Origin of the sequence: Vreelandella lutescens (assembly GCF_014640815.1) — a bacterium.
Classification (GTDB): Bacteria; Pseudomonadota; Gammaproteobacteria; order Pseudomonadales; family Halomonadaceae; genus Vreelandella; species Vreelandella lutescens.
Map to the genome: position 1 here is coordinate 56,456 of NZ_BMHM01000001.1, position 24,153 is coordinate 80,608.

Genomic DNA, 24,153 nt, shown 5'->3' on the forward strand with positions numbered 1-24,153 from the left:
GCAATCACAGCCTTTTTAACACGTCGCGCGTTCTAAGGGCGCGATCATGCTGTTGTGGTGGCCGGTATGGTGAGTGCAGGCGCTACGTTGTGCAGCGCTTGTTCAAAACGCTCACGAATGCGTTCCAAGGCAGCGAGATCTTTTCCCTCGAAGCGAAGGACTAGTGCAGGCGTTGTGTTGGAGGCGCGGCACAGCCCCCAGCCGTCGGCGTAGTCAACGCGGATGCCATCCAGCGTGGTTTTGATACCTTCGCCGAAGTCGCCCTCTCTGGCAAGCGTCTCGACAATGGCGAATTTTTCTTCGTCAGTGACGCTGACATTAATTTCGGGCGTACTAACATCCTGAGGAAACTGGTCAAAGAACGCATCGGCGTCGCCTGGGTACTGGGAAAGAATCTCCAGCAGTCGTGCCGCTGAGTAAAGCCCGTCATCAAAGCCGTACCAGCGCTCTTTGAAAAAGATATGACCACTCATCTCGCCGCCCAGCAGTGCGCCGGTCTCTTTCATGCGGGCTTTGATCAGCGAGTGCCCCGTGCGCCACATCTCCGGCTCGCCGCCTGCTTCGCTAATCACGCGAGCGAGATGGCCTGTGCACTTAATATCAAAAATGACCTTCGCGCCGGGGTTGCGCGACAGCATGTCGGAAGCAAACAGCATCAGCAGGTGGTCGGGGTAGATCATCCGGCCGCGGGGCGTGACCACGCCCAGGCGGTCGCCATCGCCATCAAAGGCAAGGCCGATGTCCGCTCCGCTCTGCTGCACGTGCTGAATCAAATCCTGCAGATTTTCAGGCTTGCCGGGGTCGGGGTGATGGTTGGGAAAGCGCCCATCAATCTCAGCGAACAGCGGCGTGGTCGAAACCCCCAGGCGTTCAATCAACTGCGGGCCAAGCTCGCCAGCGACGCCGTTGCCGCAATCCACTACCGCGCTTAAGGTGCGCGTTAGTTTGATGTCGCTAAGAATGCGGGCGAGGTAAATCTCCCGCAGGTCGCGGGTGTGTAAACGGCCTTCACCGTGGGTGAGGTCGTTTGCCTGAATGCGTTCATACAGGCGGGTAATGGCATCGCCCGACAGCGTTTCGCCGTTGAGAACGATTTTAAAACCGTTGTAGTCCGGTGGGTTGTGGCTGCCGGTGAGCATCACCCCTGAGCAGCTTTCGGGCTGGGTGTGAGTGGCGAAGTACAGCACCGGAGTGGGCACCATGCCAATATCGATGACATCCTGCCCAGCCGCCCGCAAACCGCGAATCAGTGCGGCCTGTAGGCGTGGCCCCGAGGTTCGACCGTCCCGCGCTACGATCACGGTGTGCTCACCTCGCGCGGCGGCTTCTGAGCCCACTGCATGGCCAATCAGTTCGGTGGTGGCTTCACTTAAGGTGTCATCCACAATGCCACGAATATCATAGGCACGAAATATCGAAGCGGGTACGGTCATTATCGATCCTTGAGCAACACGTTAGCGTAAGGCGAAGGGGGCTTATTGGCGGCCGGTGCTGCCGAAACCGCCGCTGCCGCGGGCGGAGTCGGTAAAGCTATCCACCAGCGTGAGTTCAGCCTGCACCACGGGTACCAGTACATACTGAGCGAGCCGCTCAAAAGGCGTTATTGTGAAGCTGTCCTGGCCGCGGTTCCAGACCGATATCATCAGCTCGCCCTGGTAGTCGGCGTCGATTAACCCCACCAAGTTGCCCAGCACAATGCCATGTTTATGGCCCAGGCCAGAGCGGGGCAGAATCATTCCCGCTAAACCCGGGTCTTCAATATAGATGGCAAGGCCGGTCCGTACGAGCTGGCATTCGCCGGGGGCAAGTGTTAACGGCTCATCCAGCAGCGCCCTTAAATCCATGCCCGCAGAGCCTGTCGTGGCGTAAGAGGGCAGGTAGTCGTGCAGGCGCTCATCCAAGACTTTGCACTGCAGTTGTGGGCGGGTACTGCTCATGATGAAGCTCCAGAAGAAATCAAAGAGAGTTGCGCCAGCGTCTGATGAATAATCAGCGCGGCTAGTTGCGTTTTCGGTTGCGGCGGCGCGCTAAGCTGCTCATTGCCCTGCGGCGTACGCCACAGTAGTAGCGCCGCATTATCATCGCTGCCAAAGCCCAATCCCTGTTGGGAAACATCGTTGGCGACGATCATATCGAGCCCCTTACGGGCCAGTTTATCTTGGGCGTAGCGCTCTACGTCCTGAGTTTCCGCTGCAAAGCCAACTACAAAAGGCCGCTGGCCGCTTGGCAGTGCGGCCACGTCGGCAATGATGTCGGGGTTTTTGACTAGGGTCAGCGTTAACGTATCGCGGTCGTCGGTTTTCTTGAGTTTGTGCTCTGCGGCGCTTTCCGCGCGGTAGTCGGCGACCGCGGCGCAGCCGATGAATACCGTGGCCTCAGGGGCTAAGCGCAGCGCAGTGGCGTGCATTTGTAAGGCGGTTTCTACCTCAATGCGCTCAACGCCCGGTGGTGTGGGCAGGCTTACCGGCCCGCTGATCAGCGTCACCCGAGCGCCTTGGGCGGCGGCTTCGGCTGCTAAGGCGTAGCCCATTTTCCCGGAGCTGTGATTGGATAAGTAGCGCACTGGGTCTAATGCTTCCCGGGTGGGGCCAGCAGTAATCACCACATGTGGGGCATCTTGGGAGGCAATGGGCGGTGGGGCAAAATGGCGGCGAAGCGCCTCAATGATCTCCTCAGGCTCGCTCATTCGCCCTGGGCCAACGTCGCCGCAGGCTTGATCACCGGCGGCGGGGCCGATTAACTGCCAGCCATCGGCGGCGAGCTGAGTCACATTGCGTTGGGTGGCGGGGTGGCGCCACATGGCCTGATTCATGGCAGGGGCGATCAGTCGGGGCGCTTCAGAGGCCAGGCACAGCGTGGTCAGCAGGTCGTCGGCCATGCCGTGTACTAGCCGTGCGATTAGGTCAGCGGTGGCTGGCGCAATCACAATGGCATCTGCCCAGCGGGCCAGTTCGATATGCCCCATGCCTGCTTCCGCTTCAGGGTCTAGCAGCGACGTACGCACTGGCTCACCGGAGAGTGCTTGAAGGGTGAGTGGCGTGATAAACGCCTGGGCTCCGTCGGTCATCACTACCCGCACGTCACAGCCTGCCTGCTTCAGCAAACGCACAATGAGCGCACTTTTATACGCCGCGATCCCCGCGCTGACGCCTAATAGCAGGCGTTTACCGGCCAGTGACGATAGACAAGATTGCGCTAGTGATGCCATGGGAAGAGTCCAATGTGACCAACATGAAAGGGGCTTACCATACCATTTGGCTGTTTATTTTGGCATGCTCAGGCGAGCGCTAATAAAGCTAGGTATAGTGAGGCGTGCGGTAGGCATCACTCATTAAGTGAAGAGGCAGGGAGGCGTCGATGGGAATTAATCACTGGCCTGAGGGTGAGCGGCCACGGGAAAAGCTGCTGAATATGGGCGCTCAGGCGCTTTCGGATGCGGAGCTTCTGGCTATTTTTCTTCGCGTAGGCGTGCAGGGGCGCTCTGCGGTGGATTTAGCGCGGGACCTGCTGACCAGCTTTGGTGGTTTAAGGCAGTTGCTGGAAGCCGACCAAACCCAGTTCTGTGCTGCCCGGGGGCTGGGGAGCGCTAAATTTGCGCAACTGCAGGCGACGCTTGAGCTTTCAAGACGGCATTTAGCCAGTCAGCTGGCGCGTGGCAATGCGTTAACCTCACCTGCGCTAGTGCGTCACTACCTAAGTTCACAGCTGCGTCATTTGGGGCATGAAGAGTTTGCGGTACTTTTTTTGGATACGCAGCACCGAATTATTCGCTATGAATCCCTGTTTCGCGGTACCCTAGACAGCGCATCCGTTTACCCCCGCGAAGTTGCCAAGCGTGCGCTTGAGTTACACGCTGGCGCTGTCATCCTGGCCCACAATCACCCATCGGGTGTGGCTGAGCCCAGCGATGCTGATCGACGTATCACCGAACGTTTGAAAGATGCCCTCGCACTCTTCGATGTGCGGGTACTCGATCATTTTGTGGTGGGAGACGGTGACGTGGTGTCATTTGCCGAGCGTGGCTGGCTATAGCAGTAATTTTCAGCAGCAGAAGACGTGTGCTCGACCCTCAGGTCATTGCCCTTTTTCTAAGTAAATTGTCCAAAAACGCGCTTTTTTGGCCTTTTTGGGCGGTTTCGCTTGCTGGTAGCTAGGTGCTCTGGTATAAAGTGCCACCTTTGAACTTGGGTTGAATAACGGATTTGGGTACAGCTAGGCGGTTAACTGCGTCGACTCCCTCCCTGCTCCGGTTTGCCCGACAGTTTTGAACAACTCGCCAAGCGGTTGGAGGCTCTCATGTCCAAAGTATGTCAGGTTACCGGCAAGCGTCCGGTAACTGGTAATAACGTTTCTCACTCCCAGCGTAAGACACGTCGTCGTTTCTTGCCGAACCTTCATACCCATCGTTTTTGGGTTGAATCTGAAAACCGCTTCGTCAAGCTGCGCGTTTCCTCTAAAGGAATGCGTATCATCGACAAGAAAGGTATCGAAACGGTTCTGGCTGACATCCGCAAACGCGGCGACGCTATCTAAGCCAGCTTTTTACAAAGCATTTTGGGAGAGTTAAACCATGCGCGATAAGATCAAGCTGGTGTCTAGTGCCGGTACAGGCCACTTCTACACCACTGATAAGAACAAGCGGAACACTCCGGATAAGTTCGAATTCAAGAAATACGACCCGGTTGTCCGTAAGCACGTTATCTACAAGGAAGCCAAGATCAAGTAATCGCGATTACGATGATCGGCTTTCACCGCAGGCGAGCGCCTGTTGAAAAACCCGGCCCAAAGCCGGGTTTTTGCATATCTGATCGTTAGGGTTCTACGGCGCTGGCATGCGCAGATTGGCCGTTTGGCAGTGACATGCCGGGTCGTGGGCATCCCTGTCACTGTGTCGTCATCATAGGCTTTCATCATGCCCGAATTGCCTGAAGTGGAAACCACACGGCGTGGTATCGCCCCCTATATTGAGGGCCAGGAGATCACCGAGGTGCTGGTGCGCCAGCCGCGTTTGCGCGTACCGGTGCCCGAGGATTTAGCGGAGCGCTTAGTGGGGGCTTCAATAGGTCCGCTTGCCCGCCGAGCAAAGTATCTGCAAATTCCCCTCGCGGACGGTAGTGCGACGCTATTGTGGCATTTGGGTATGTCGGGCAGCCTGCGCATTGCACGCCTTGGCGACCTGCCAAAAAAGCATGATCATGTCGATGTGGTGACCGCCAGTGGCTACGTGCTGCGCTACCATGACCCGCGCCGATTTGGATTTGTCGATTGGCAGCAAGGCGATGGCAGCAAGGACAAACGCTTAGCCCACCTAGGCCCAGAGCCGCTTGATGATGCCTTTAATGGCCAGTGGCTGTTTAACCTGTCGCGCAATAAGCGCGTGGCAGTGAAGCCCTTCTTGATGGACAACCAAGTGGTGGTGGGGGCTGGCAATATCTATGCGGCAGAGGCGCTGTTTATGGCGGGTATCGACCCACGCCGTGCTGCAGGTCGCATTTCGCTGGCGCGCTATGAAGCGCTGGCAGTAGCGGTTAAAGAGGTGTTGGCAGCGGCCATTACCCAGGGCGGCACCACGCTGCGTGATTTTGTCAGCGGGCAGGGCGAGCCGGGCTACTTTGCCCAGCAGCTCAATGTGTATGGCCGCCACGGCCAGCCCTGCTTACGCTGTGGCAGCGAGCTGCGACGTATAACACTTGGCCAGCGAGCGAGCGTGTTTTGCCCTAGCTGCCAGCGTTAATGACCGCCTTGGGCGGTGAACTGTTTTGCTTACCCTTACTGGGCCTGTGTGCTTGGTAAGCTGGCTCTTTTGGAGATTGTTGTGACCCAACGCCTGCGCTTGAATAAAAACGCTGATCGCCGCTTGAAAGCTGGCCATCTATGGATCTACTCCAACGAAGTAGACATCAAAGAAACGCCCCTGAAAAATTTCGCAGCGGGTGAGCCTGTGCTGGTAGAGGCGTCCAACGGTAAAACGTTAGGCGTTGCTTATGTTAACCCTCACTCGCTGATCTGCGGCCGCATCATGTCCCGCGACCCGGAGATGCGCCTGGATCGCTCGCTGTTTGTTCACCGTTTTAATCAGGCGCTGGCGCTGCGTCAGCGTATGTTTGATCAGCCGTTTTACCGTCTTGTTCACGGCGAAGGTGACCTGCTGCCTGGGCTGGTGATTGACCGCTTTGGCGACGTGCTGGTGGTGCAGCTCAACACCGCCGGTATGCAGGCGCTGGCAGAAGATATCGTTGATGCGCTGGAAAAAGTCGTGAAGCCTAGCGCGATTGTATTCCGCAACGATACCGGTGGCCGCCGTCAGGAGGGCCTGGAAGCCCACGTGGAAGTCGTTAAAGGTACGCTGCCCGACGAAGTGCTGCTGGTCGAAAACGGCGTGACCTTTGCGGTGCCGGTAATGAACGGCCAAAAAACGGGTTGGTTTTATGACCACCGCGTTAACCGCGCTTGGCTCAATAGCCAAGTAGCCGGTAAGCGCGTGTTGGACGTCTTTAGTTACGTAGGTGGCTGGGGCGTTCAAGCGGCGGCTAGCGGTGCGTCTGAAGTGTTGTGCGTTGACTCCTCGGGCGCTGCGCTGGAGCAGGTGGCGCGTAACGCCGAGCTCAACGGCGTCCAAGAGCAGGTAGCTGTCAGTGAAGGCGATGCGTTTGAGGCATTGGCGGCGCTGAAGGCAGATGGCGAACAGTTCGACGTAGTGATTCTGGATCCGCCCGCGTTTATTAAAAAGCGTAAGGATATCCCCAACGGTGAGCGCGCCTACTCGCGTCTTAACCGTGAGGCGATGCGTTTGCTGGGTCGCGATGGCCTGCTGCTGTCGGCCTCCTGCTCCATGCACCTTGCGACTGATCGTTTGGTCGATGTGGTGCGCGGTGCAGTGCGCCACCAGGACCGCCAGGGCCAAGTGATCTTCCAGGGCCACCAAGGGCCGGATCACCCGGTACACCCGGCCATTCCGGAAACGTCTTACCTGAAGGCGCTGGGCGTACGCGTTTTCCGTGACTAAGCACGGCCATTAGCGGTTAACGGATGCGAGGTCGTTACAGAAAGGAGATAGCCACATGGAGTGGGCGTTGCCAGACCCGTTTGTCATTGACCTAAACGTACTGCCTGAGGCGATAGACGCCTACCAGCACGTTAATAACAGCGAGTATTTGCGCTGGGTTGAGCAGATTAGCTGGGCGCACTCCGAAGCGTTGGGGCTATCCCTTGAGCGCTACCAAACCCTTGATCGGGCGATGGTGGTGCACCGCCATGAGCTGGACTATCTCGCGCCCGCCTTTGCGGGTGATGCGCTGCAGCTGGCGACGTGGATCGTGGCGTGCGACGGCCGTTTTAGCCTCACGCGCCGCTTTCAGCTCAAGCGCGTTGCGGATGGTAAAACGCTGCTGAACGCCCGCACTCGGTTTGCCTGTGTCGCGCTCTCAAGCGGCCGCCCGAAACGCCTGCCTGAAGAGTATCAGCGTATTTATGGTGGGGCAGTCGTGGTCGAGGGGTAACGCAATTCAGGGCGTTGATTTTTTCGCCTAACGCCCTTAACCGCTAGATTCTTCTGCTAAAAAACGCCTTAAGCGGCGTTTTTTTTGTTTTTCTCTCCGGGGGTGGTGGTTCTTGTTTGCTGTGCTGTAATGCACTTAGCAACGTACGACATGTGCCTGAATCAGGAGAGCCAACCATGAAAATTGCCGTCCCCAAAGAGATCAAAAACCATGAATACCGCGTTGCACTGACGCCCACCGGCGCGCGCGAGCTAACCGGGCGTGGCCATACGGTGAGCGTGCAGACTGGCGCTGGAGAAGGCGCTGGCTTTCAAGATGGCGATTACCAACTGGCAGGCGCGACTATCGAGCCAAATGTTGATGCGCTGTGGCAAAACGCCGAGCTGATCTTGAAAGTCAAAGAGCCGCAGCCAGAGGAAGTCGCGCGTCTCACCCCTGAGCATACGCTGTTTACCTATCTGCACTTAGCCGCTGAAAAGTCGCTCACCCAAGGGCTGATGGAGAGCGGTGCTACCTGCATTGCTTACGAAACCATCACCGATGCGAAAGGTGGCCTGCCGCTATTAGCCCCCATGAGCACCGTGGCGGGCCGTATGGCGGTGCAGGCAGGGGCACATAGCCTGGAAAAGGCGCAGGGCGGCTCTGGCGTGCTGTTGCCGGGCGTGCCGGGGGTAGCGCCAGGGAGTGTGACCGTCATTGGCGGCGGCGTGGTGGGTGAGAACGCGGCACGCATGGCGCTGGGCTTAGGGGCGGATGTCACGATTTTAGATAAATCGATTGCCCGGCTGGAAGTGCTGGATGACCGCTACCAGGGGCGCATCAAAACGGTTTATTCCACGGCGGATGCGCTGGATCACGCGGTAAGAACGGCAGATATGATTGTCGGTGCCGTGCTGATTCCAGGCGCCGCTACGCCGAAGCTGATTACTCGCGCCATGCTGGCGGATATGAAGCAGGGCAGCGTGCTGGTGGATGTGGCGATTGATCAGGGTGGCTGCTTTGAAACCAGCAAGCCCACCACCCACGCTGAGCCCACCTATATCGTGGATGGTATTGTGCACTACTGCGTGGCCAATATGCCCGGTGCCGTGGCGCGTACCTCTACCTTAGGGCTGACCAACGCCACGCTGCCCTTCGTGCTGGCGCTAGCGGATAAAGGCTGGCAGAAAGCATTAGCCGACGATGCACACTTCCTGCCCGGTCTTAACGTCCATAGCGGGAAGGTCACCTATCGCGCCGTGGCGGAGGCCTTTGGGCTAGAAAGCGTCGATCCGGCCAGCATCGTGAAATAGTTGGTGAAATAGTTCGTGAGGTACCCCTGCAGCGGTTAGGCGGACAAGAAGCCGCTTGCCGTGGCTTCGTGACGTGGCTTCGTGACGTGGCTTAGTAGTGAGGCGGGATGTCGTCTTCTGGGCGGAAACTACCCTGAGAATCGCCCGCCTGGAGCGCCTGATGCTGCTCGCGTAGGCGTTCGCGCATCAGCGCGCTTAGCTGCTCCAGTTTTTCCAGGCGGCGCTCTTGCTGGGCTACCGCTTGATCAAGGGTATCCAGCCAGTGCTCTTGGTAAGCCAGCCTGCTCTCCATCGATTCAAGACGTTGAGAGAGCTCAGCAGGCGATAATTCGTTTGTCATGATAACATCGTCACCTTGTGTAGTATGCTCGGTACTGTTAGGAATGGGCCTGGTAGTTCGAGTATTGTCCTTCGTCTGTTACCCATACAACAAGAGAGCTTTTACCATCTATGAACCCAAAAGTTGTTTTTCGCTGTTTCTTTATCAGTATCTTACTGGCCGCCCCCACGCCGCTTCTTCTGGCGGGGATTGTTCATTTAACCAATGCACCTCTGGCTGAACAGTGGTTAGCCGAAGCTGCTTTCAGTGTGTATGCCGCTGTCGCGGTTGGCTGTTTTATCATGTTGTTGATTGGCACGTTAGCGGCGGCTGCTCTGGCACCTCCCATGGTAGTGAAAGCCGATGTAGCACGCGTGAAACCAGCGCCGCGTCAGCCTCAAGCGGCACCTGCGGTGGAAGATGATGAAGAAGAGGAAGATATCATCGACCCCAACGATGGCCGTGAAGAGGGGGAGGTAAAGTGGTTTAACACCAATAAAGGTTATGGCTTTATTACCCGCGATAACGGTGAAGATGTGTTTGTTCACTTCCGTGCGATTCGTGGTCGTGGCCCGCGTATGCTGGCCGAAGGCCAGATTGTTCGCTATCACGTGATTAAAAATGATCGCGGTCTTCAGGCCGATGACGTCAGCATTATTGAGTAAACGCTTAGGTACTGTCGTGCGAAATTAGCTGTGATAGTGCTAAAGAAGAAAACCCCCGCGCCTGCGGGGGTTTTTGCGTTTAACGGCCTGAGTCTGGCCATTCGATGGCTTTTTCTTGGCCATCGGGCAGTACCTGCCAAAAGCGGTCCGGGTCGTCGCCAGGGTGCCAGCCACCTAACGAGCAGCGGACTTCTACCTGCAGGGCTTCAGCGGCGTGTTGGGCGCACTCTTGGTCGGTGTGCCAAGGGGTATGGCTGCTGTCGAACCAGAGGCTGGCAAAGCCATCGGCGGCTTTGTCCACCAGTAGCACCGGGACGCTATCGCCCTGGTGCTGGCCGCGGGTTTTCCACTTGCCTTTGCCAGCCGGGCTCAGGGGCGGTGCACTCAGCACATCGGCCAACCAGGCGTTAACGTCATCCAGCGTGATCTGCGCTAGATACACCTCTATATCCGGAAACCGCTCCATCATACGCTTACCTCGTCGGTGGTCAGCAGCGCTTGAAGGGTCGCTTCGTAGATACGGCTCAGCGCATCCAAGTCGCTAGCGCGCACGCGCTCGTTCACCTTGTGAATGGTGTCGTTCAGCGGGCCAAGCTCTACCACCTGCGCGCCCAGAGTGGCAATAAAACGGCCATCCGAGGTGCCGCCGCTGGTAGAAAGTGCTGGGCGTTCGCCAGTGACGGCTTCCACTCCACGAATGGCCGCCTCCACTAGCTCACCTTCGGCCGTCAGGAACGGTTCGCCGTTCAGCGTCCAGTCGATATGGTACTCAAGGCCGTGCTTGTCCAGAATCGCTTCCGTGCGCGACCGTAATTCGTCATGGGTGACTTCGGTGGAGTAGCGGAAGTTAAACACCACCTCCACGTCGCCAGGAATGACGTTAGTCGCCCCGGTACCGGCCCGCAGATTCGAGATCTGAAAACTGGTCGCAGGGAAGAAGTCGTTGCCGGCATCCCAGTGCTCGTTAACGAGCGCATCCAGGGCGGGCATCGCTTGGTGGATCGGATTGCGCGCTAAGTGAGGGTAGGCCACATGGCCTTGAATACCCTTAACATGCAGCACGCCGCCCAAAGAGCCACGACGACCATTTTTGATCACATCGCCCAGGCGTGAGGTGGATGAGGGCTCGCCAACGATGCAGTAATCCAAGCGCTCGTGACGTTCGCGCAAGTGCTCGACGACAGCACGAGTACCGTCGACGGCGGGCCCTTCCTCATCGGAGGTGATTAAAAACGCAATGCGACCATCATGATCAGGGTAGCGCGCGACAAAACGTTCCACCGCTGTGAGCATGGCGGCAAGGCTACCCTTCATATCGGCCGCGCCGCGCCCGCAGAGCATGCCTTGGTCATCGATGCAGGGCTCGAAAGGCGGAAATTCCCAGTTGGTGTGTGGCCCGCTGGGCACTACGTCGGTGTGCCCCGCAAACGCCAGCACCGGGCCGTGGTGGCCACGAATCGCCCAAAAATTCTTCACATCGCCAAACGGCAGCTGCTCAATATGGAAACCGAGCGCTGTTAAGCGCTCGATCATCAGGTCCTGGCAGCCTTCGTCGTCGGGTGTCACCGACGCCCGGCCAAGCAGCTCGAAGGCCAGCTTCAGCGTAGGCGACAGTGAGGCAGGCTCAGTTATGGGCATGCAGTGCCTCGTTCAGCGCAATGGCGCTTTTATTGGTCAGGCACTCGATGCGGCCATTTTGTGAGTTGCGGCGCAGCAGCAAGTCGTCTTGGCCCGCCAGCTCGCGGGCGGCAACGGTGTTCACTTCCTGGCCCTGGTCATCCAGCAGCGTCACTTTGGAGCCTGCGGTGATGTAGAGGCCAGCTTCCACGGTGCAGCGGTCGCCCAGCGGAATGCCGATACCGGCATTGGCACCAATTAGGCAGCCTTCACCCACTTTAATGATGATGTTGCCGCCACCCGAGAGCGTGCCCATGGTGGAGCAGCCGCCGCCCAGGTCAGAGCCTTTGCCGACCATAACACCTGCGGAAATACGGCCTTCGATCATGCCTGGGCCTTCGGTGCCTGCGTTGAAGTTAACAAACCCTTCATGCATGACCGTGGTGCCTTCACCCAGGTAAGCGCCCAGGCGCACGCGAGCGGCGTCGCCGATGCGGATGCCGGTGGGCACTACGTAATCGGTCATTTTGGGGAATTTGTCCACGCAGTCGACAGACAGCGTGCGGCCCGCTAGGCGCGCTTTCAGGCGGCGCGTGGGCAGCTCTTCGATATCGATCGCGCCTTCGTTGGTCCAGGCGATGTTACGCAGCAGGCCGAACATGCCGGTTAAGTCCAGGCCGTGAGGCTTCACTAAGCGATGCGACAGCAGGTGCAGCTTCAGGTACACCTCAGGTGCGGTTTGCGGCGGCTGGTCGCTCTCCAGGAACATCGCCACCAGCGGGCGCTGGCTAGCGGCCAGCGACTCGGCCAGGGCGGCCTGCTCGGAGTGGCCTGCCGCTTCCAGCGCTTTGGCCAGGCGGGTGCAATCTTCCGGCAGGAAGCTCACCGGTGCATTGCCTGCCGGTGCATCCAGCGCTTCCTTGGCGGCGGCGACCAGGCTCGCGTCCGGATTGAGCAGCGGGGCCGGGTAGTAGATTTCCAGCCAGTCGCCCTGGGTGTTTTGGGTGCCGATTCCAAGCGCGAAGCTCAGCATAACGCGTATTCCTTAGAGGTTAGTGAGAGAAAGTGAGTGAGAGAATGTGAGTGAGAAAGTGAGTCAGGGTTAGCCGCTTAGCTTGTCATAGTCGCCGTCGCGGTAGCCGATCTGAAGGGAGCCGTCGTCTAGCTCCAGTAGCGGCCGTTTCAGCAGCGTCGGGTAGGTGAGCAGCAGCTGGCGCGCCGAGTTGGCATCGAAATCTTTCTCTTCGTCAGAAAGATCGCGCCAGGTTTTGCTGCGCTTGTTGATCACCTCAACCAACGGTGCGCGATTCAAGATGTGTTCCAGCAGCGCCGCAGAAAGGCCATCTTTGCGCAGGTCGTGGGTTTTATACATCAGCGCTTTGTCGTCCAGCGCTTTGCGCGCTTTGCGGCAGGTGTCGCAGTTATGAATCATGTAGAGCGTCAGCATAGAGCCTCCTTTCGTCGTCTTCAGCGGCGCGTTAGCCGCGCTCGACCAGTTGGCGAAGGCGCTTGGCCGCTTCTAAGGTCGGCTCAAGCTCCGCCACTAACGCTAAGCGTAGCCGACCCGCGCCGGGGTTAAGGCCGTTTTGCCCTGGGCGACCCATCAAACTGCCGGGCAGTACGCTCACGTGCTGTTCGCTAAATAGCCGCTGGGTAAAGGCGATATCGTCGCCACCCGGCACCGCAGGCCAGAGGTAGAAGCTCGCTTCCGGAGTGGGAAAATCCATCACTGGGGCAAGCACATCCGTCACCGCGCTGAATTTTTCGCGGTAGGCGTCGCGGTTGGCGCGCACGTGGGCTTCATCCTGCCAAGCGGCAATGGAGGCGTGCTGCAGCGGCAGCGACATGGCACAGCCGTGATAGGTGCGGTAGCGCTTAAATGGGGCGAGTAGGTCGGCATCGCCTGCCACAAAGCCAGAGCGTAGGCCCGGCAGGTTGGAGCGCTTGGAGAGCGAGTGGAAGACCACGCAGCGGCGGTAGTCATCGCGGCCAAGCTCGGCGCAGGCTTGCAAAAGCCCTGGCGGTGGCGTGTTCTCGTCTAGGTAAAGCTCGGAGTAGCACTCGTCGGAGGCGATGATGAAGTCGTGCTCATCGGCCAGGGCAATCAGCTGTTTGAACTCGGCCAGCGGCGTGACGGCCCCGGTCGGGTTACCCGGCGAACAGATGAATACGATTTGCACGTCGCGCCAGGTGTCGGCGCTGACCGCTGAAAAATCGGGGCGAAAGCCGTTCTCGGCGGTGCAGTCTAGGTAGAGCGGCTCGCCGCCTGCCAGTAGCGTCGCGCCTTCGTAAATTTGGTAGAACGGGTTAGGCACGGCCACGCTGGCCGGGCGAGTACGATCTAGCGCGGCCTGCACAAAGGCGAAGATCGCTTCGCGGGTGCCGTTCACCGGCAGCACTTGGCGTTCGGCGTCCAGCCCCGCGAGGCCAAAGCGCTGGGTCGCCCAGGCGGCGATGGTGTCGCGCAGCGCGGGCAGGCCGTTGGTGGCCGGGTAGCGGGCCATTTCTAGCTGGTGAGCAATGAGAGCGTCCAGCGCGCCTTGATAGGGGGCATGTTGGGGCTCGCCAATGGTAAGCGGAATGTGCGTCAGTCCCGCCGGTGGCGTTAGGCTCGCTTTGAGAGCGGCCAGCTTTTCAAACGGATAGGGATGTAGGGCATTGAGATCAGCGTTCATGGTGCGTCCGTTGAGAGCTTAAGGGCGGGAGCGGTAGGCAAAACCATTTATAGAACCGCCGATTATAGGCAAGCCCTGGTGCAGGCTCAAACCTAACCACCAGGACGTGCCTTTATTCGAAGTTAAACCCCCAATACCTCAATCAGCCGTTCACGAAGCTGCTGCTGGCGTTCGGGGTCGGTGAGCGGTTCACCTGCTTTGGTGGTGATGAAGAAAACGTCCTCAACCCGTTCGCCTAGCGTGGCAATTTTAGCGGCTGAGAGCGAGATATCCTGCTCCATGAAAATGCGCCCCACCCGAGCCAGCAGGCCGGGGCGGTCGGGGGCGGTGAGCTCTAGCAGGGTGCGTTCATTGGCCGGGTCCTGCTCGATCACGACTTCGGTAGGCACTTTGAAGTGCTTGAGCTGGCGCGGCGTGTGCCGGGTGACGATCTCGGGGTAGTCGTCCGGGTCATCCAGCTCTTCTACCAAGTGGCTGCGCATCTCTTCGATGCGCTCTGAGTCGCGAATCGGCTGGCCGTGGCTATCCAACACAATAAACGTGTTGAGCGTCCAGTCGTTGTGCGACGTGGCGATGCGGGCATCGTGGATCGAGAGCCCGAGCTGTTCCATGGCGGCGGCAGTGGCGGCGAACAGGTCATCCACCGAGCGAGTGTGGATGAACACCTTGGTGCCGCCTTCGGCCATGTCGGCGGTGGGAGCACTGATCAGCACCAGCGGCAGCGGTGACGGCTGGTGCGCCAGAATGCCCTGGGTCTGCCAGACAATTTCGCTGGGCGCGTACTGTAGGAAGTAATCTTCCCCCAGCGACTCCCAAAGCTGGTCGATGTGCGCGCTATCGACGCCGACCGTTTGCAATAGCGAGCGCGCTTCGGTGCGGGTTTCGCGCACCCAGTCGTCCCGGTCCGGCGGATTTTTCAGCCCGCGGCGCAGGGCCCGCTTGGTTTCTGCGTGGAGCTGGCGCAGCAGCGAGGCCCGCCATCCGTTCCACAGCGTCGGGTTGGTGGCGTTGATATCGGCGACGGTGAGCACGTAGAGGTAGTCCAGGCGTGTTTCGTCGCGCACGATCAGCGCGAAGTCGCGGATCACATCCGGGTCGCTGATATCGCGCTTCTGGGCGGTCATGGACATCAGCAGGTGGTGCTCCACCAGCCAGCTGACCAAGTTGGTATCGTGCTGAGACACATGGTGGCGTTGGCAGAACTGCTCGACATCCCGCGCACCAATCTCCGAGTGGTCGCCGCCGCGCCCTTTGCCGATGTCGTGGAACAGGCCAGCAATCCACAGTAAGTCGAGCTTGGGCAGTTGGTGAATCAGCGTCGCGGCTACAGGGAAATCGCCTTTGGCATCCGGTTTGCGGAAACCGTGAAGAAACTTCAGCAGGCGCAGGGTGTGGGCATCCACCGTGTAGATATGGAACAAGTCGTGCTGCATTAGCCCCACGGCGCGGCCAAACTCCGGCAGGTACTTGCCAAGAATGCCGTAGCGGTTCATGCGGCGAAGCTGGCGAGGAACGTTGCCCGGTGCCCGCATGAGGGCCATGAACAGCCGCTGGTGGCGCGGGTCTTCCCGGTAGTGGTCGTCAATCTGGTGGCGATGATCGCGAATCAGCCGAATAGTGTCCGCACGCACGCCTTCGATTTCCGGATGCTTGGCCATCAGCAGGAACAGTTCCAGCATGGCCGCTGGGCGCTCGCGGAACAAGTGACGAGAGCGTACCTGAATATAGCCGCCTTTGGTTTCAAACCGCTCGTTCAGCTTGACGGTTTCCAGCGACTCTTTGCCGCGCAGAATCACTTCATCGAAGTGCTGCAGCAGCATGTCGTTGAGCCCGGCAAGGGCCGTCACGTGGCGGTAGTAGCGCTTCATGAATTGCTCGACCGCGAGACGTTCGGGGGTGTCCTTGAAACCAAACATTTCGGCAATGGTGCGCTGGTGATCAAACAGCAGGCGGTCTTCGGCTCGGTCGGTCAGCATGTGCAGGGCGTAGCGCACCTGCCAGAGAAACGCTTGGCCTTGGCTAAGAATGCGCAGCTCAGCGTCGTTCATAAAGCCGTTGGCGACGATGTCAGTGTACTGCTCGGTACCGAAGTGACGCTTGGCCACCCAGCCAATCATCTGGATATCCCGCAGGCCGCCGGGGGAGCTTTTTAAGTTGGGCTCCAAGTGGTACTCGGAGTTGTTGTAGCGGTAGTGACGGGTAATTTGCTCTTGCCACTTGGCTTCAAAAAAACGGTCGGCGGGCCACAGGTTCGGTGTGCTTAGGCGTTCGCGCATCTTTTCGCGCAGACTTTCCGGTCCGGCGATGAGGCGCGATTCCAGCAGGTTGGTAATCACCGTCACGTCTGCTTCGGCTTCCCGCTCGCAGTCGTTGAGCGAGCGCACGCTGTGGCCGATTTCCAGGCCGATATCCCAGAGAAAGGTGATAAAGGCGCTGAGGGGTTCTCGGTAAGGCGTGTCGTCGTCGTGCTCAAGCAGCAACAGCAGGTCGATATCCGAGTGAGGATGCAGTTCACCACGCCCGTAGCCGCCCACGGCCACCAGCGCAACGCCGTCATCGGGCCAGGCATGTTGGGCCCAGGCGATGGCGAGCAGCTGGTCAAGATACCAAGCCCTGCCGCGTACCAGGTCGCGAATATCGCTACCGGCGCGAAAGCGTTCATCCAGGCGTGCCTGGATTTCCCGCAGCGCGGCTTTAAACGGGGCGATAGGGGAGCGCAACCCGGCAAGCTCGGTGCGAAACAGGTCTAGATCATAAAGCGACGTGTCCGGCTCGAACCGGTAGTGGTGAAGGAGCATCAGGCGTTCAGAAAGCTAAAGTCTTCGTCGCTGCGTGCGGTGAGCACGTCAACGCCGGTGTCGGTGACCAGCAGGGTGTGTTCCCACTGGGCCGATAGGCTGCGGTCTTTCGTCACGGCGGTCCAACCGTCGCGCAGCACTTTGGTTTTGTAGCCGCCCACGTTAATCATCGGCTCAATGGTGAAGCACATGCCCGCTTCCAGGCGGATGTCGGCATCTGGTGCATAGCCGTCGTAGTGCAGGAACTGCGGGTCTTCGTGGAAGTCCGCGCCAATGCCGTGGCCGCAGAAATCACGCACTACTGAGTAGCCGTTCGATTCCGCATGCTGCTGAATCACACGGGCAAGCTCAGAAAGGCGCACGCCGGGTTTGACCAGCTCAATGCTTTTATACAAGCACTCTTGGGTGATGCGGCACAGGCGTTCGCCCTGAATGGTGTCGCCCACCACGAACATCACGCTGGAGTCGCCGTGGTAGCCGTCTGGCGTGCGGACAGTAATATCCAGGTTCATGATGTCGCCGTTTTTCAGCTTTTTGGCGTCATCAGGAATACCGTGGCAGACCACGTGGTTAATAGACGTGCAGGTCGCTTTGGGAAAGCCGTGGTAGTTCAGCGGTGCCGGAACAGAGCCGAGTTCGTTAACAATGTACTCGTGGCACAGACGGTCGATCTCGCCGGTACTGACACCCGCTTTAACGTGGGGAGTGATCATTTCGATAACGCTGGCCGCCTGGCGACCGGCTTCGCGCATTTTCTCGATTTCAGAAGGCGTCTTGATAGGAACGTTCATGAATTCTCGATGTGGCTTCTGGGTAAGTGATGGGTCGCAAATTAAATACCGAAACGCGGCCGCGACTTCATCTTGGCAATGATCTATGGTATAAAGCCGCGCGCTTTCCTGCAATCGCCATCCAATGCTTCTTTACTGGGCGGCGGTGCGTGAAAGGGCAACGACATTGCAATGCAGCGACGCTGTATTGCCTAACAGCAAGCCTTGAAAACACACATGCACCGGCACATGGTCCCGGGTGCCTCTGATAACGCCTAGCGCTGTCATTGGTCGGATCCATGGGGTGCGTGGAGGCCTAACCCGAGTTTCAGGAGTTTTACCATGTCTCACGTTAATATGCGTGACCTGCTGAAAGCAGGTGCTCACTTCGGTCACCAAACCAAGTACTGGAATCCGAAGATGGGTAAATTCATCTTCGGCGCGCGCAACAAGATTCACATCATCAACCTCGAACACACCCTGCCGGCGCTGAACGAAGCGATCGACGTGGTCGAGAAGATGGCGGCATCCAACAACAAAATTCTGTTTGTTGGCACCAAGCGCAGCGCTAGCAAGATCATCAAAGAAGAAGCCAACCGCGTTAACCAGCCGTTCGTCAACCATCGCTGGTTGGGCGGCATGTTGACCAACTTCAAGACCATTCGTCAGTCCATCAAGCGTCTGCGTGATCTGGAAGTGATGCGTGAAGACGGCACCTTCGAGAAGCTGACCAAGAAAGAAGTCCTGATGGCTACGCGTGAGCAAGAGAAGCTTGAGCGTTCTATCGGTGGTATCAAGAACATGGGCGGCCTGCCGGACGCACTGTTCGTGATCGACGTTGACCACGAGCGCATCGCGATCAACGAAGCCAACAAGCTGGGTATCCCGGTCATTGGCGTGGTAGATACCAACTCTAACCCAGATGGCGTTGATTACGTTATCCCGGGTAACGATGACTCCATCCGCGCTATCCAGATCTACGTGAAGGCAATTGCCGATGCGTGTGGTCGCGCGAAAGAAGGTCGTCCGGACGAGTTTGTTGAAGAGACTGAAGAAGCCGCTTCTGCCGACACTAACGCTGCTGCCGAGTAAGGCTGCAGTGGTGCGGCGGGCAGGTTGAGCCGCATCGTGTTAAGAGGGGGCCTTATGCCCCCTTTTTCCCGCTTTGGGTTCGCCCAGGCGGGCCGAACATGCCGGATCAATACCGGCAAGCGCTCTGCACAGTGATACGCAACGGTCATCTATCGTGCTTATACTCTGTAGCGCGTTAACTCTCAGTTAAAACCATTTCCGAGGTGAAATCTCATGGCAGCTATCAGCGCCTCTCAGGTTAAGGAACTGCGCGAACGTACCGGTCTTGGCATGATGGAGTGTAAAAAAGCACTCACCGAAGCCGACGGTGATATCGATGTCGCGATCGAAAACCTGCGTAAAAGCTCTGGTCTTAAAGCCGCGAAGAAAGCGGATCGTACCGCTGCAGAAGGTGCGGTGGTTACTCGCGTAGCAGAAGATGGCAGCTACGGCGTTATGGTCGAAATCAACTCTGAAACTGATTTCGTTGCCCGTGACAACAACTTCATCGACTTCTCTAACAAGATCGCTGATGCGTTCTTTGCAGCGAAGACCGAAGACGTTGCTGCCGTGATGGCAGGTGACCTTGAGTCCGCTCGTGAGCAGCTGGTTCAGAAAATCGGCGAAAACATCGGCGTGCGTCGTGCCGTTGTTGTGAATGCCGCTGAAGGTGGTCTGGTGGGCGAATACGTTCACGGCGGCCGCATCGGCGTTCTGACCGTTCTGAAAGGCGGTACCAGCGAAGCAGCCAAAGATGTTGCCATGCACGTCGCAGCCATCAATCCGGCCGTTGCGCATCCTGAAGAGATGCCGCAAGAGCAGCTGGACCAAGAGAAAGCGATCATTCTGGCCCAGCCGGACATGGCCGGTAAGCCTGAGCAGATTGCTGAGAAGATGGTTCAAGGCCGTCTGAAGAAGTACCTGGCTGAGAACAGCCTGACCGAACAGCCGTTCGTTAAAGACCCGAACCAGTCCGTTGCTGAATTTGTTAAAGCAGCTGGCGGCGAAGTGGTTAGCTTCACTCGCTTTGAAGTGGGCGAAGGCATCGAGAAAGAAGAAGTCGACTTTGCTAAAGAAGTCATGGAACAGGCTGGCCGTCGCTAAGGTCAGAGGTTCTAGCAATAAGATGGCGTGCGCGCGAGCGCACGCCTTCGTGTATCCGGCCCCTGTGAAATACAGGCGCTAGCTCGCCCACCTGTGCCCAGGTTTGCCTCAGGAGAGATGCCATGTCACGTGAGATTCAAGAGCCCACCCCTACTGCTGCCACCAAAATCGATAAGTCGAAGTCGAAATACAAACGTATTTTGCTGAAACTGTCGGGCGAAGCGCTAATGGGTGAGCACGATTTTGGTATTGATCCGAAAGTGCTGGATCGTATGGCGCTAGAGATCGGCCAACTGGTCGGTATTGGCGTACAGGTAGGTATTGTGATTGGGGGTGGTAACCTGTTCCGTGGTGCGGCGTTAAACGAAGCCGGCATGGATCGTGTTACGGGTGACCACATGGGAATGCTGGCAACGGTAATGAATGCCCTCGCTATGCGTGATGCCCTGGAGCGCTCTAATATTCGCTCACGGGTGATGTCAGCGATTCCCATGAGCGGTGTGGTGGAGCACTATGACCGCCGTACCGCCATCCGCTATTTAACGTCTGGCGACGTGGTGCTGTTCTCTGCAGGCACCGGTAACCCTTTCTTCACCACTGACTCTGCTGCCTGCTTGCGCGGCATTGAAGTGGACGTAGACGTTGTCATCAAGGCCACTAAGGTGGACGGCGTGTACAATAAGGATCCGGTGAAGTACCCCGACGCCGTGAAATATGACCAGCTTTCCTATGACGACGCTCTGGAACAGAAGCTGGGAGTAATGGATTTGACCGCAATCTGCCTGGTACGTGACCATAATATGCCGGTGCGGGTATTTGATATGAACAAGCCTGGTGCCCTGCTGAACCTCGTAGTAGGGGGCAAGGAAGGCACGCTGATAGACAGAGGGTAACAACGTGATCAACGACATCAAGAAAGATGCAGAGTCTCGCATGAAGAAGAGCGTTGAGGCGCTGCACAGCAACTTCAACAAGATCCGCACGGGTCGTGCTCACCCTAGCATCCTGGATGCAGTGACCGTTGAGTATTACGGTGGCCAAGTGCCGCTAAACCAAGTGGCTTCTGTGAACGTTGAAGATGCCCGCACCCTGGCGGTGGCTCCTTGGGAGCAGTCCATGGTGGCCAAGATCGAAAAAGCGATCATGACCTCTGACTTGGGCCTTAACCCCTCAAGCGCAGGCAACGTGATTCGTGTACCGATGCCGATGCTGACCGAAGAGACGCGCAAGGGTTACATTAAGCAAGCGCGTAGCGAAGCAGAAAATGCCCGCGTAGCCGTGCGCAATGTACGCCGTGACGCTAACGGTGATTTCAAATCCTTGCTCAAGGATAAAGACATTACTGAAGACGATCAGCGCCAGGGTGAAGACGAGATCCAGAAGCTGACCGATAAGTATATTGCTGAGATCGATAAGGCTCTTGCCGCAAAAGAACAGGATCTCATGCAGGTATAACACCTGCATTCACTTAACCACGGGCAGTGTGACTGCCCGTGGGCCATCGCTTGGCTTACTTATGACTGATCTTTGGTGCGAGAACCCATGACGTCTCCGCAGCTTCCCCAAGAGCAGCCGGGCGGCACGACGCTTTCTCGATCCGAGGAAGCATTGCCGTCCCATGTTGCTATCATTATGGATGGTAACAACCGCTGGGCGCGGGCACGTGGTCTTTCTGGCGTGCGCGGCCACCGTGCGGGTGTTGAAACCGTGCGAGCGGTGATTGAGCGTGCGGCGGAGAGAGGGATTAAGACCCTGAGCTTGTTTGCGTTCTCCAGTGAAAACTGGAAGCGCCCGGCCGCCGAGGTGAATGCGCTCATGGAGTTGTTTTTGATGGCGCTTAAGCGCGAAGTCAAAAAACTCAATGAGCGTAATATTCGCCTATCGATTATCGGCGAGCAGCGTGGGTTTTCCCATGCGATACAAAAGCATATTCAGCGTGCTGAAGGGCTTACGGCCGGTAATACCGGCATGCACCTGGTGATTGCTGCCAATTACGGCGGCCAGTGGGACATTGCCAGGGCGGCGCGTCAGTTAGCCGAGCAGGTGGCTGCCGGTGAGTTAACGCCGGATGCCATTGATGAGGCGCGCCTGGACGCGGCGATGAATACCGAGCAGGTGCCGCCCGTGGATCTGTGTATTCGTACCAGCGGCGAGCAACGGCTTTCGAACTTCATGCTCTGGCAGCTCGCTTATGCTGAGCTGCACTTTTCGCCCTTGTTATGGCCAGACTTTGATGGGGCGGCCTTCGACAAAGCGCTCGACGATTTTTGCTTACGACGTCGCCGTTTTGGAATGACCGACGAACAAATAGAGGCGCAAGGTGCTTAAACAGCGGATGATCACCGCAGCCTGGTTAGCTCCTGTCACGCTAATGGGTCTGTTTGGATTACAGGGAGGTGCCTTCGCGCTGTTTACAGCGCTGATCGTACTATTAGGTACCTGGGAATGGACGAACCTAGCGGGGGTTATCGCCACGCGCATGCGCTTGGCGTTAGTCGCCGCTATGGCGGCGCTGATGGCATTGCTGTGGTTCAGCGGTGCGGCCTTTGCGGTATGGCCGCTGTGGCTGGCCGCCGCTGGCTGGTTGCTGAATCTCTATTGGGTGACGCATTACCCAGATAGCAGCCGGCAGTGGCAAGCCTGCTCACGTCGTCTGCTGATGGGCGTTTGGGTGCTGCTGCCATGCTGGGTAGGCTTTAACGTGCTGCGCGAGAGCGGAGCGGTGTGGCTGTTGTTCGTATTATTATTGGTATGGACGGCAGACATTGGCGCTTACTTCGCCGGACGCCGCTGGGGTAAGCGCAAGCTGGCCCCGCGGGTTAGCCCAGGTAAGTCCTGGGAGGGCGTGTATGGCGGGCTTGCGGCGACAACGCTGCTAGCGCTGATATTCGCCTTTTGGCAGCCTCTTGGGCTAATGGGCGGTTTTGCGTTGGTCATTATTACCGCCGTGGTGACGCTCACCTCCGTACTGGGCGATCTGTTTGAAAGCATGCTAAAGCGCTATCGCGATATCAAAGATTCTAGCCAGCTGCTGCCGGGCCATGGCGGTGTGCTGGATCGCATCGACAGCCTCACCGCGGCTATTCCCATCTTCGCGCTGTTTTATCTACAGGTGCTGCATCTTCAGGTGAGTGCGCTATGAGCCAGCCCACGGTTCAGTTGGTTACCGTGCTGGGCGCGACGGGCTCCATTGGCAAAAGCACCTTGGATGTAATTGCTCGCCACCCTGAGCGCTACCGGGTGTATGCGCTAACAGCACACACTTCCAAAGAGGCGCTGTTGGAACAGTGCCGCACGCACTGCCCTCAATTTGCCGTGTTGGATAGCGAGGCGGATGCGCAGTGGTTACAGCAGGCACTGAACGACGCAGGACTGCCTACTGTGGCTACCGCAGGGCCGGAGGCGCTTTGTGATGTTGCCCGTGCGCCTCAAGTCGATGCTGTGATGGCGGCTATTGTAGGGGCGGCAGGCCTGTTGCCTGCACTGGCGGCGGCCGAGGCGGGTAAACGCGTGCTGCTGGCCAACAAAGAGGCCCTGGTGATGAGTGGGGCACTGTTTATGGATGCCGTGGCGCGCTCCGGTGCGACGCTTCTGCCGATTGATTCTGAACATAATGCCATTTACCAGTGTCTACCCAGCGAGCATCGTGGTGGGTTAGCCAAGCACGGCGTTCGGCAGTTGCTCCTGACGGCATCGGGTGGTCCATTTCGTGGCTGGTCAGCGGAAGAGATTGCCAGCGCCACGCCAGAACAGGCCTGCGCACATCCCAACTGGTCCATGGGTCGTAAGATCTCAGTTGACAGCGCGACGCTGATGAATAAAGGCCTTGAGCTTATTGAAGCGTGCTGGCTGTTTGACGCCACGCCCGAGCAAATTCAGGTCGTTGTACACCCGCAAAGCGTGATCCACTCCATGGCGGCCTATGACGATGGTTCCGTAATCGCCCAGTTGGGTAATCCCGATATGCGTACACCGATTGCCTATGGGCTTGCTTGGCCCGAGCGCATTGACGCGGGTGTGGAGACACTTGACCTGTTTCAAGTGGCGCGACTTGATTTTGAAGCTCCCGATGAAACGCGGTTTCCCTGCTTGCGGTTAGCGCGTGAAGCGATGCAGGCGGGCGGGGCAGCCCCGGCAGTCCTGAATGCTGCCAATGAAGTTGCCGTTGATGCTTTTTTGTCCGGTGATATTACGTTTGGTGCAATTCCAGACGTCGTAGCGAAGGTCATGGCGATGCCTTATCCCGGGCAGGCGGATTCCCTTGAACGTGTGCTTGCTGCAGACCGCTGGTCGCGAGAGCAAGCGGCACTCACCATACGCCAGTTAACCGCTTAGCTTCAGCT

General features: G+C 58.1%; 26 protein-coding genes. 15 read left to right on the top strand and 11 right to left on the bottom strand.

Features of this window, described 5'->3' with window-relative positions; all coding sequences use genetic code 11:
• Positions 1-44: 44 nt before the first annotated feature.
• From IEW65_RS00300 to coaBC, 3 genes are read right to left on the bottom strand one after another with little or no spacing between them, the layout of a single operon-like run.
• On the bottom strand, positions 45-1,433 hold the full coding sequence (locus IEW65_RS00300) for a phosphomannomutase/phosphoglucomutase (protein WP_188637534.1): 1,389 nt from the start codon (positions 1,431-1,433) through the stop codon (positions 45-47).
• A gap of 42 nt (positions 1,434-1,475) precedes the next feature.
• Positions 1,476-1,937: a dUTP diphosphatase gene (gene dut, locus IEW65_RS00305; RefSeq protein WP_188637535.1), complete on the bottom strand. Its 462-nt coding sequence runs from the start codon at positions 1,935-1,937 to the stop codon at positions 1,476-1,478.
• The gene (gene coaBC, locus IEW65_RS00310; protein ID WP_188637536.1) at positions 1,934-3,208 is read right to left on the bottom strand and encodes a bifunctional phosphopantothenoylcysteine decarboxylase/phosphopantothenate--cysteine ligase CoaBC; all 1,275 of its coding nucleotides are present in this window, start codon (positions 3,206-3,208) and stop codon (positions 1,934-1,936) included. The genes dut and coaBC overlap by 4 nt, the downstream gene beginning before the upstream one ends.
• A gap of 149 nt (positions 3,209-3,357) precedes the next feature.
• Here coaBC and radC point away from each other — a divergent pair, with 149 nt between their 5' ends.
• The 7 genes from radC to ald all read left to right on the top strand — a co-directional run bounded on the left by radC (position 3,358) and on the right by ald (position 8,791).
• Positions 3,358-4,032, top strand: a complete 675-nt coding sequence (gene radC / locus IEW65_RS00315; RefSeq protein ID WP_159340979.1) for a RadC family protein — start codon at positions 3,358-3,360, stop codon at positions 4,030-4,032.
• A 264-nt stretch (positions 4,033-4,296) separates the two neighbouring features.
• Positions 4,297-4,533 carry a 50S ribosomal protein L28 gene (gene rpmB / locus IEW65_RS00320; protein ID WP_038481085.1) on the top strand — a complete coding sequence of 79 codons (237 nt, stop codon included), beginning with the start codon at positions 4,297-4,299 and terminating at the stop codon, positions 4,531-4,533.
• Between the two features lie 37 nt (positions 4,534-4,570).
• Complete coding sequence (rpmG, locus tag IEW65_RS00325; protein ID WP_009098622.1) at positions 4,571-4,726, top strand: 50S ribosomal protein L33; 156 nt, start codon at positions 4,571-4,573, stop codon at positions 4,724-4,726.
• 186 nt (positions 4,727-4,912) lie between these two features.
• Positions 4,913-5,734, top strand: a complete 822-nt coding sequence (mutM, locus tag IEW65_RS00330; protein ID WP_188637537.1) for a bifunctional DNA-formamidopyrimidine glycosylase/DNA-(apurinic or apyrimidinic site) lyase — start codon at positions 4,913-4,915, stop codon at positions 5,732-5,734.
• Between the two features lie 81 nt (positions 5,735-5,815).
• On the top strand, positions 5,816-7,006 hold the full coding sequence (locus IEW65_RS00335; RefSeq protein WP_188637538.1) for a class I SAM-dependent rRNA methyltransferase: 1,191 nt from the start codon (positions 5,816-5,818) through the stop codon (positions 7,004-7,006).
• A gap of 55 nt (positions 7,007-7,061) precedes the next feature.
• Complete coding sequence (locus tag IEW65_RS00340) at positions 7,062-7,499, top strand: acyl-CoA thioesterase (RefSeq protein ID WP_188637539.1); 438 nt, start codon at positions 7,062-7,064, stop codon at positions 7,497-7,499.
• 176 nt (positions 7,500-7,675) lie between these two features.
• Entirely contained in the window at positions 7,676-8,791 is a 1,116-nt protein-coding gene (ald, locus tag IEW65_RS00345) for an alanine dehydrogenase (RefSeq protein WP_188637540.1), read from the top strand.
• Positions 8,792-8,882: 91 nt separating this feature from the next.
• On the opposite strand, the gene IEW65_RS00350 is transcribed toward ald, so the two are convergent.
• Positions 8,883-9,131 carry a SlyX family protein gene (locus IEW65_RS00350; RefSeq protein ID WP_188637541.1) on the bottom strand — a complete coding sequence of 83 codons (249 nt, stop codon included), beginning with the start codon at positions 9,129-9,131 and terminating at the stop codon, positions 8,883-8,885.
• 110 nt (positions 9,132-9,241) lie between these two features.
• Here IEW65_RS00350 and IEW65_RS17190 point away from each other — a divergent pair, with 110 nt between their 5' ends.
• The gene (locus IEW65_RS17190; protein WP_308421437.1) at positions 9,242-9,775 is read left to right on the top strand and encodes a cold-shock protein; all 534 of its coding nucleotides are present in this window, start codon (positions 9,242-9,244) and stop codon (positions 9,773-9,775) included.
• Positions 9,776-9,854: 79 nt separating this feature from the next.
• Here IEW65_RS17190 and IEW65_RS00360 read toward each other — a convergent pair whose 3' ends face one another.
• The 7 genes from IEW65_RS00360 to map form a co-directional block, all read right to left on the bottom strand.
• Entirely contained in the window at positions 9,855-10,244 is a 390-nt protein-coding gene (locus IEW65_RS00360; protein ID WP_188637542.1) for a hypothetical protein, read from the bottom strand.
• Positions 10,241-11,413: a succinyl-diaminopimelate desuccinylase gene (gene dapE, locus IEW65_RS00365; protein ID WP_188637543.1), complete on the bottom strand. Its 1,173-nt coding sequence runs from the start codon at positions 11,411-11,413 to the stop codon at positions 10,241-10,243. The genes IEW65_RS00360 and dapE overlap by 4 nt, the downstream gene beginning before the upstream one ends.
• On the bottom strand, positions 11,400-12,425 hold the full coding sequence (dapD, locus tag IEW65_RS00370) for a 2,3,4,5-tetrahydropyridine-2,6-dicarboxylate N-succinyltransferase (protein WP_188637544.1): 1,026 nt from the start codon (positions 12,423-12,425) through the stop codon (positions 11,400-11,402). The genes dapE and dapD overlap by 14 nt, the downstream gene beginning before the upstream one ends.
• A 69-nt stretch (positions 12,426-12,494) precedes the next feature.
• Positions 12,495-12,839 carry a Spx/MgsR family RNA polymerase-binding regulatory protein gene (locus tag IEW65_RS00375; protein WP_188637545.1) on the bottom strand — a complete coding sequence of 115 codons (345 nt, stop codon included), beginning with the start codon at positions 12,837-12,839 and terminating at the stop codon, positions 12,495-12,497.
• A gap of 31 nt (positions 12,840-12,870) precedes the next feature.
• Positions 12,871-14,067, bottom strand: coding sequence for a succinyldiaminopimelate transaminase (dapC, locus tag IEW65_RS00380; protein ID WP_188637546.1), 1,197 nt, complete (start codon positions 14,065-14,067; stop codon positions 12,871-12,873).
• 122 nt (positions 14,068-14,189) lie between these two features.
• Entirely contained in the window at positions 14,190-16,865 is a 2,676-nt protein-coding gene (locus IEW65_RS00385) for a [protein-PII] uridylyltransferase (protein WP_188637547.1), read from the bottom strand.
• Complete coding sequence (gene map / locus IEW65_RS00390; protein ID WP_188637548.1) at positions 16,865-17,656, bottom strand: type I methionyl aminopeptidase; 792 nt, start codon at positions 17,654-17,656, stop codon at positions 16,865-16,867. Before map ends, IEW65_RS00385 begins: the two co-directional genes overlap by 1 nt.
• A 321-nt stretch (positions 17,657-17,977) precedes the next feature.
• Here map and rpsB point away from each other — a divergent pair, with 321 nt between their 5' ends.
• From rpsB to ispC, 7 genes are all read left to right on the top strand, one after another.
• A complete protein-coding gene (gene rpsB, locus IEW65_RS00395; RefSeq protein WP_188637549.1) occupies positions 17,978-18,727 on the top strand; it encodes a 30S ribosomal protein S2 in 750 nt (249 codons plus the stop codon).
• Between the two features lie 213 nt (positions 18,728-18,940).
• Positions 18,941-19,810, top strand: a complete 870-nt coding sequence (tsf, locus tag IEW65_RS00400; protein ID WP_188637550.1) for a translation elongation factor Ts — start codon at positions 18,941-18,943, stop codon at positions 19,808-19,810.
• A gap of 122 nt (positions 19,811-19,932) precedes the next feature.
• Complete coding sequence (pyrH, locus tag IEW65_RS00405; protein WP_188637551.1) at positions 19,933-20,703, top strand: UMP kinase; 771 nt, start codon at positions 19,933-19,935, stop codon at positions 20,701-20,703.
• Positions 20,704-20,707: 4 nt separating this feature from the next.
• The gene (gene frr, locus IEW65_RS00410; protein WP_188637552.1) at positions 20,708-21,265 is read left to right on the top strand and encodes a ribosome recycling factor; all 558 of its coding nucleotides are present in this window, start codon (positions 20,708-20,710) and stop codon (positions 21,263-21,265) included.
• A gap of 87 nt (positions 21,266-21,352) precedes the next feature.
• Positions 21,353-22,138, top strand: a complete 786-nt coding sequence (gene uppS / locus IEW65_RS00415) for a polyprenyl diphosphate synthase (protein WP_188637553.1) — start codon at positions 21,353-21,355, stop codon at positions 22,136-22,138.
• Positions 22,131-22,952, top strand: a complete 822-nt coding sequence (locus IEW65_RS00420) for a phosphatidate cytidylyltransferase (RefSeq protein ID WP_188637554.1) — start codon at positions 22,131-22,133, stop codon at positions 22,950-22,952. Before uppS ends, IEW65_RS00420 begins: the two co-directional genes overlap by 8 nt.
• On the top strand, positions 22,949-24,145 hold the full coding sequence (gene ispC, locus IEW65_RS00425; RefSeq protein WP_188637555.1) for a 1-deoxy-D-xylulose-5-phosphate reductoisomerase: 1,197 nt from the start codon (positions 22,949-22,951) through the stop codon (positions 24,143-24,145). The genes IEW65_RS00420 and ispC overlap by 4 nt, the downstream gene beginning before the upstream one ends.
• The last annotated feature ends 8 nt before the right edge of the window (positions 24,146-24,153 follow it).

Excerpts from the sequence above, each read along its gene's own strand:
- IEW65_RS00300 (WP_188637534.1), bottom strand. The coding sequence starts at position 1,433 with ATGACCGTACCCGCTTCGATATTTCGTGCCTATGATATTCGTGGCATT.
- dut (WP_188637535.1), bottom strand. The coding sequence starts at position 1,937 with ATGAGCAGTACCCGCCCACAACTGCAGTGCAAAGTCTTGGATGAGCGC.
- coaBC (WP_188637536.1), bottom strand. The coding sequence starts at position 3,208 with ATGGCATCACTAGCGCAATCTTGTCTATCGTCACTGGCCGGTAAACGC.
- radC (WP_159340979.1), top strand. The coding sequence starts at position 3,358 with ATGGGAATTAATCACTGGCCTGAGGGTGAGCGGCCACGGGAAAAGCTG.
- rpmB (WP_038481085.1), top strand. The coding sequence starts at position 4,297 with ATGTCCAAAGTATGTCAGGTTACCGGCAAGCGTCCGGTAACTGGTAAT.
- rpmG (WP_009098622.1), top strand. The coding sequence starts at position 4,571 with ATGCGCGATAAGATCAAGCTGGTGTCTAGTGCCGGTACAGGCCACTTC.
- mutM (WP_188637537.1), top strand. The coding sequence starts at position 4,913 with ATGCCCGAATTGCCTGAAGTGGAAACCACACGGCGTGGTATCGCCCCC.
- IEW65_RS00340 (WP_188637539.1), top strand. The coding sequence starts at position 7,062 with ATGGAGTGGGCGTTGCCAGACCCGTTTGTCATTGACCTAAACGTACTG.
- ald (WP_188637540.1), top strand. The coding sequence starts at position 7,676 with ATGAAAATTGCCGTCCCCAAAGAGATCAAAAACCATGAATACCGCGTT.
- IEW65_RS00350 (WP_188637541.1), bottom strand. The coding sequence starts at position 9,131 with ATGACAAACGAATTATCGCCTGCTGAGCTCTCTCAACGTCTTGAATCG.
- IEW65_RS17190 (WP_308421437.1), top strand. The coding sequence starts at position 9,242 with ATGAACCCAAAAGTTGTTTTTCGCTGTTTCTTTATCAGTATCTTACTG.
- IEW65_RS00360 (WP_188637542.1), bottom strand. The coding sequence starts at position 10,244 with ATGATGGAGCGGTTTCCGGATATAGAGGTGTATCTAGCGCAGATCACG.
- dapE (WP_188637543.1), bottom strand. The coding sequence starts at position 11,413 with ATGCCCATAACTGAGCCTGCCTCACTGTCGCCTACGCTGAAGCTGGCC.
- dapD (WP_188637544.1), bottom strand. The coding sequence starts at position 12,425 with ATGCTGAGCTTCGCGCTTGGAATCGGCACCCAAAACACCCAGGGCGAC.
- IEW65_RS00375 (WP_188637545.1), bottom strand. The coding sequence starts at position 12,839 with ATGCTGACGCTCTACATGATTCATAACTGCGACACCTGCCGCAAAGCG.
- dapC (WP_188637546.1), bottom strand. The coding sequence starts at position 14,067 with ATGAACGCTGATCTCAATGCCCTACATCCCTATCCGTTTGAAAAGCTG.
- IEW65_RS00385 (WP_188637547.1), bottom strand. The coding sequence starts at position 16,865 with ATGCTCCTTCACCACTACCGGTTCGAGCCGGACACGTCGCTTTATGAT.
- map (WP_188637548.1), bottom strand. The coding sequence starts at position 17,656 with ATGAACGTTCCTATCAAGACGCCTTCTGAAATCGAGAAAATGCGCGAA.
- rpsB (WP_188637549.1), top strand. The coding sequence starts at position 17,978 with ATGTCTCACGTTAATATGCGTGACCTGCTGAAAGCAGGTGCTCACTTC.
- tsf (WP_188637550.1), top strand. The coding sequence starts at position 18,941 with ATGGCAGCTATCAGCGCCTCTCAGGTTAAGGAACTGCGCGAACGTACC.
- pyrH (WP_188637551.1), top strand. The coding sequence starts at position 19,933 with ATGTCACGTGAGATTCAAGAGCCCACCCCTACTGCTGCCACCAAAATC.
- uppS (WP_188637553.1), top strand. The coding sequence starts at position 21,353 with ATGACGTCTCCGCAGCTTCCCCAAGAGCAGCCGGGCGGCACGACGCTT.
- ispC (WP_188637555.1), top strand. The coding sequence starts at position 22,949 with ATGAGCCAGCCCACGGTTCAGTTGGTTACCGTGCTGGGCGCGACGGGC.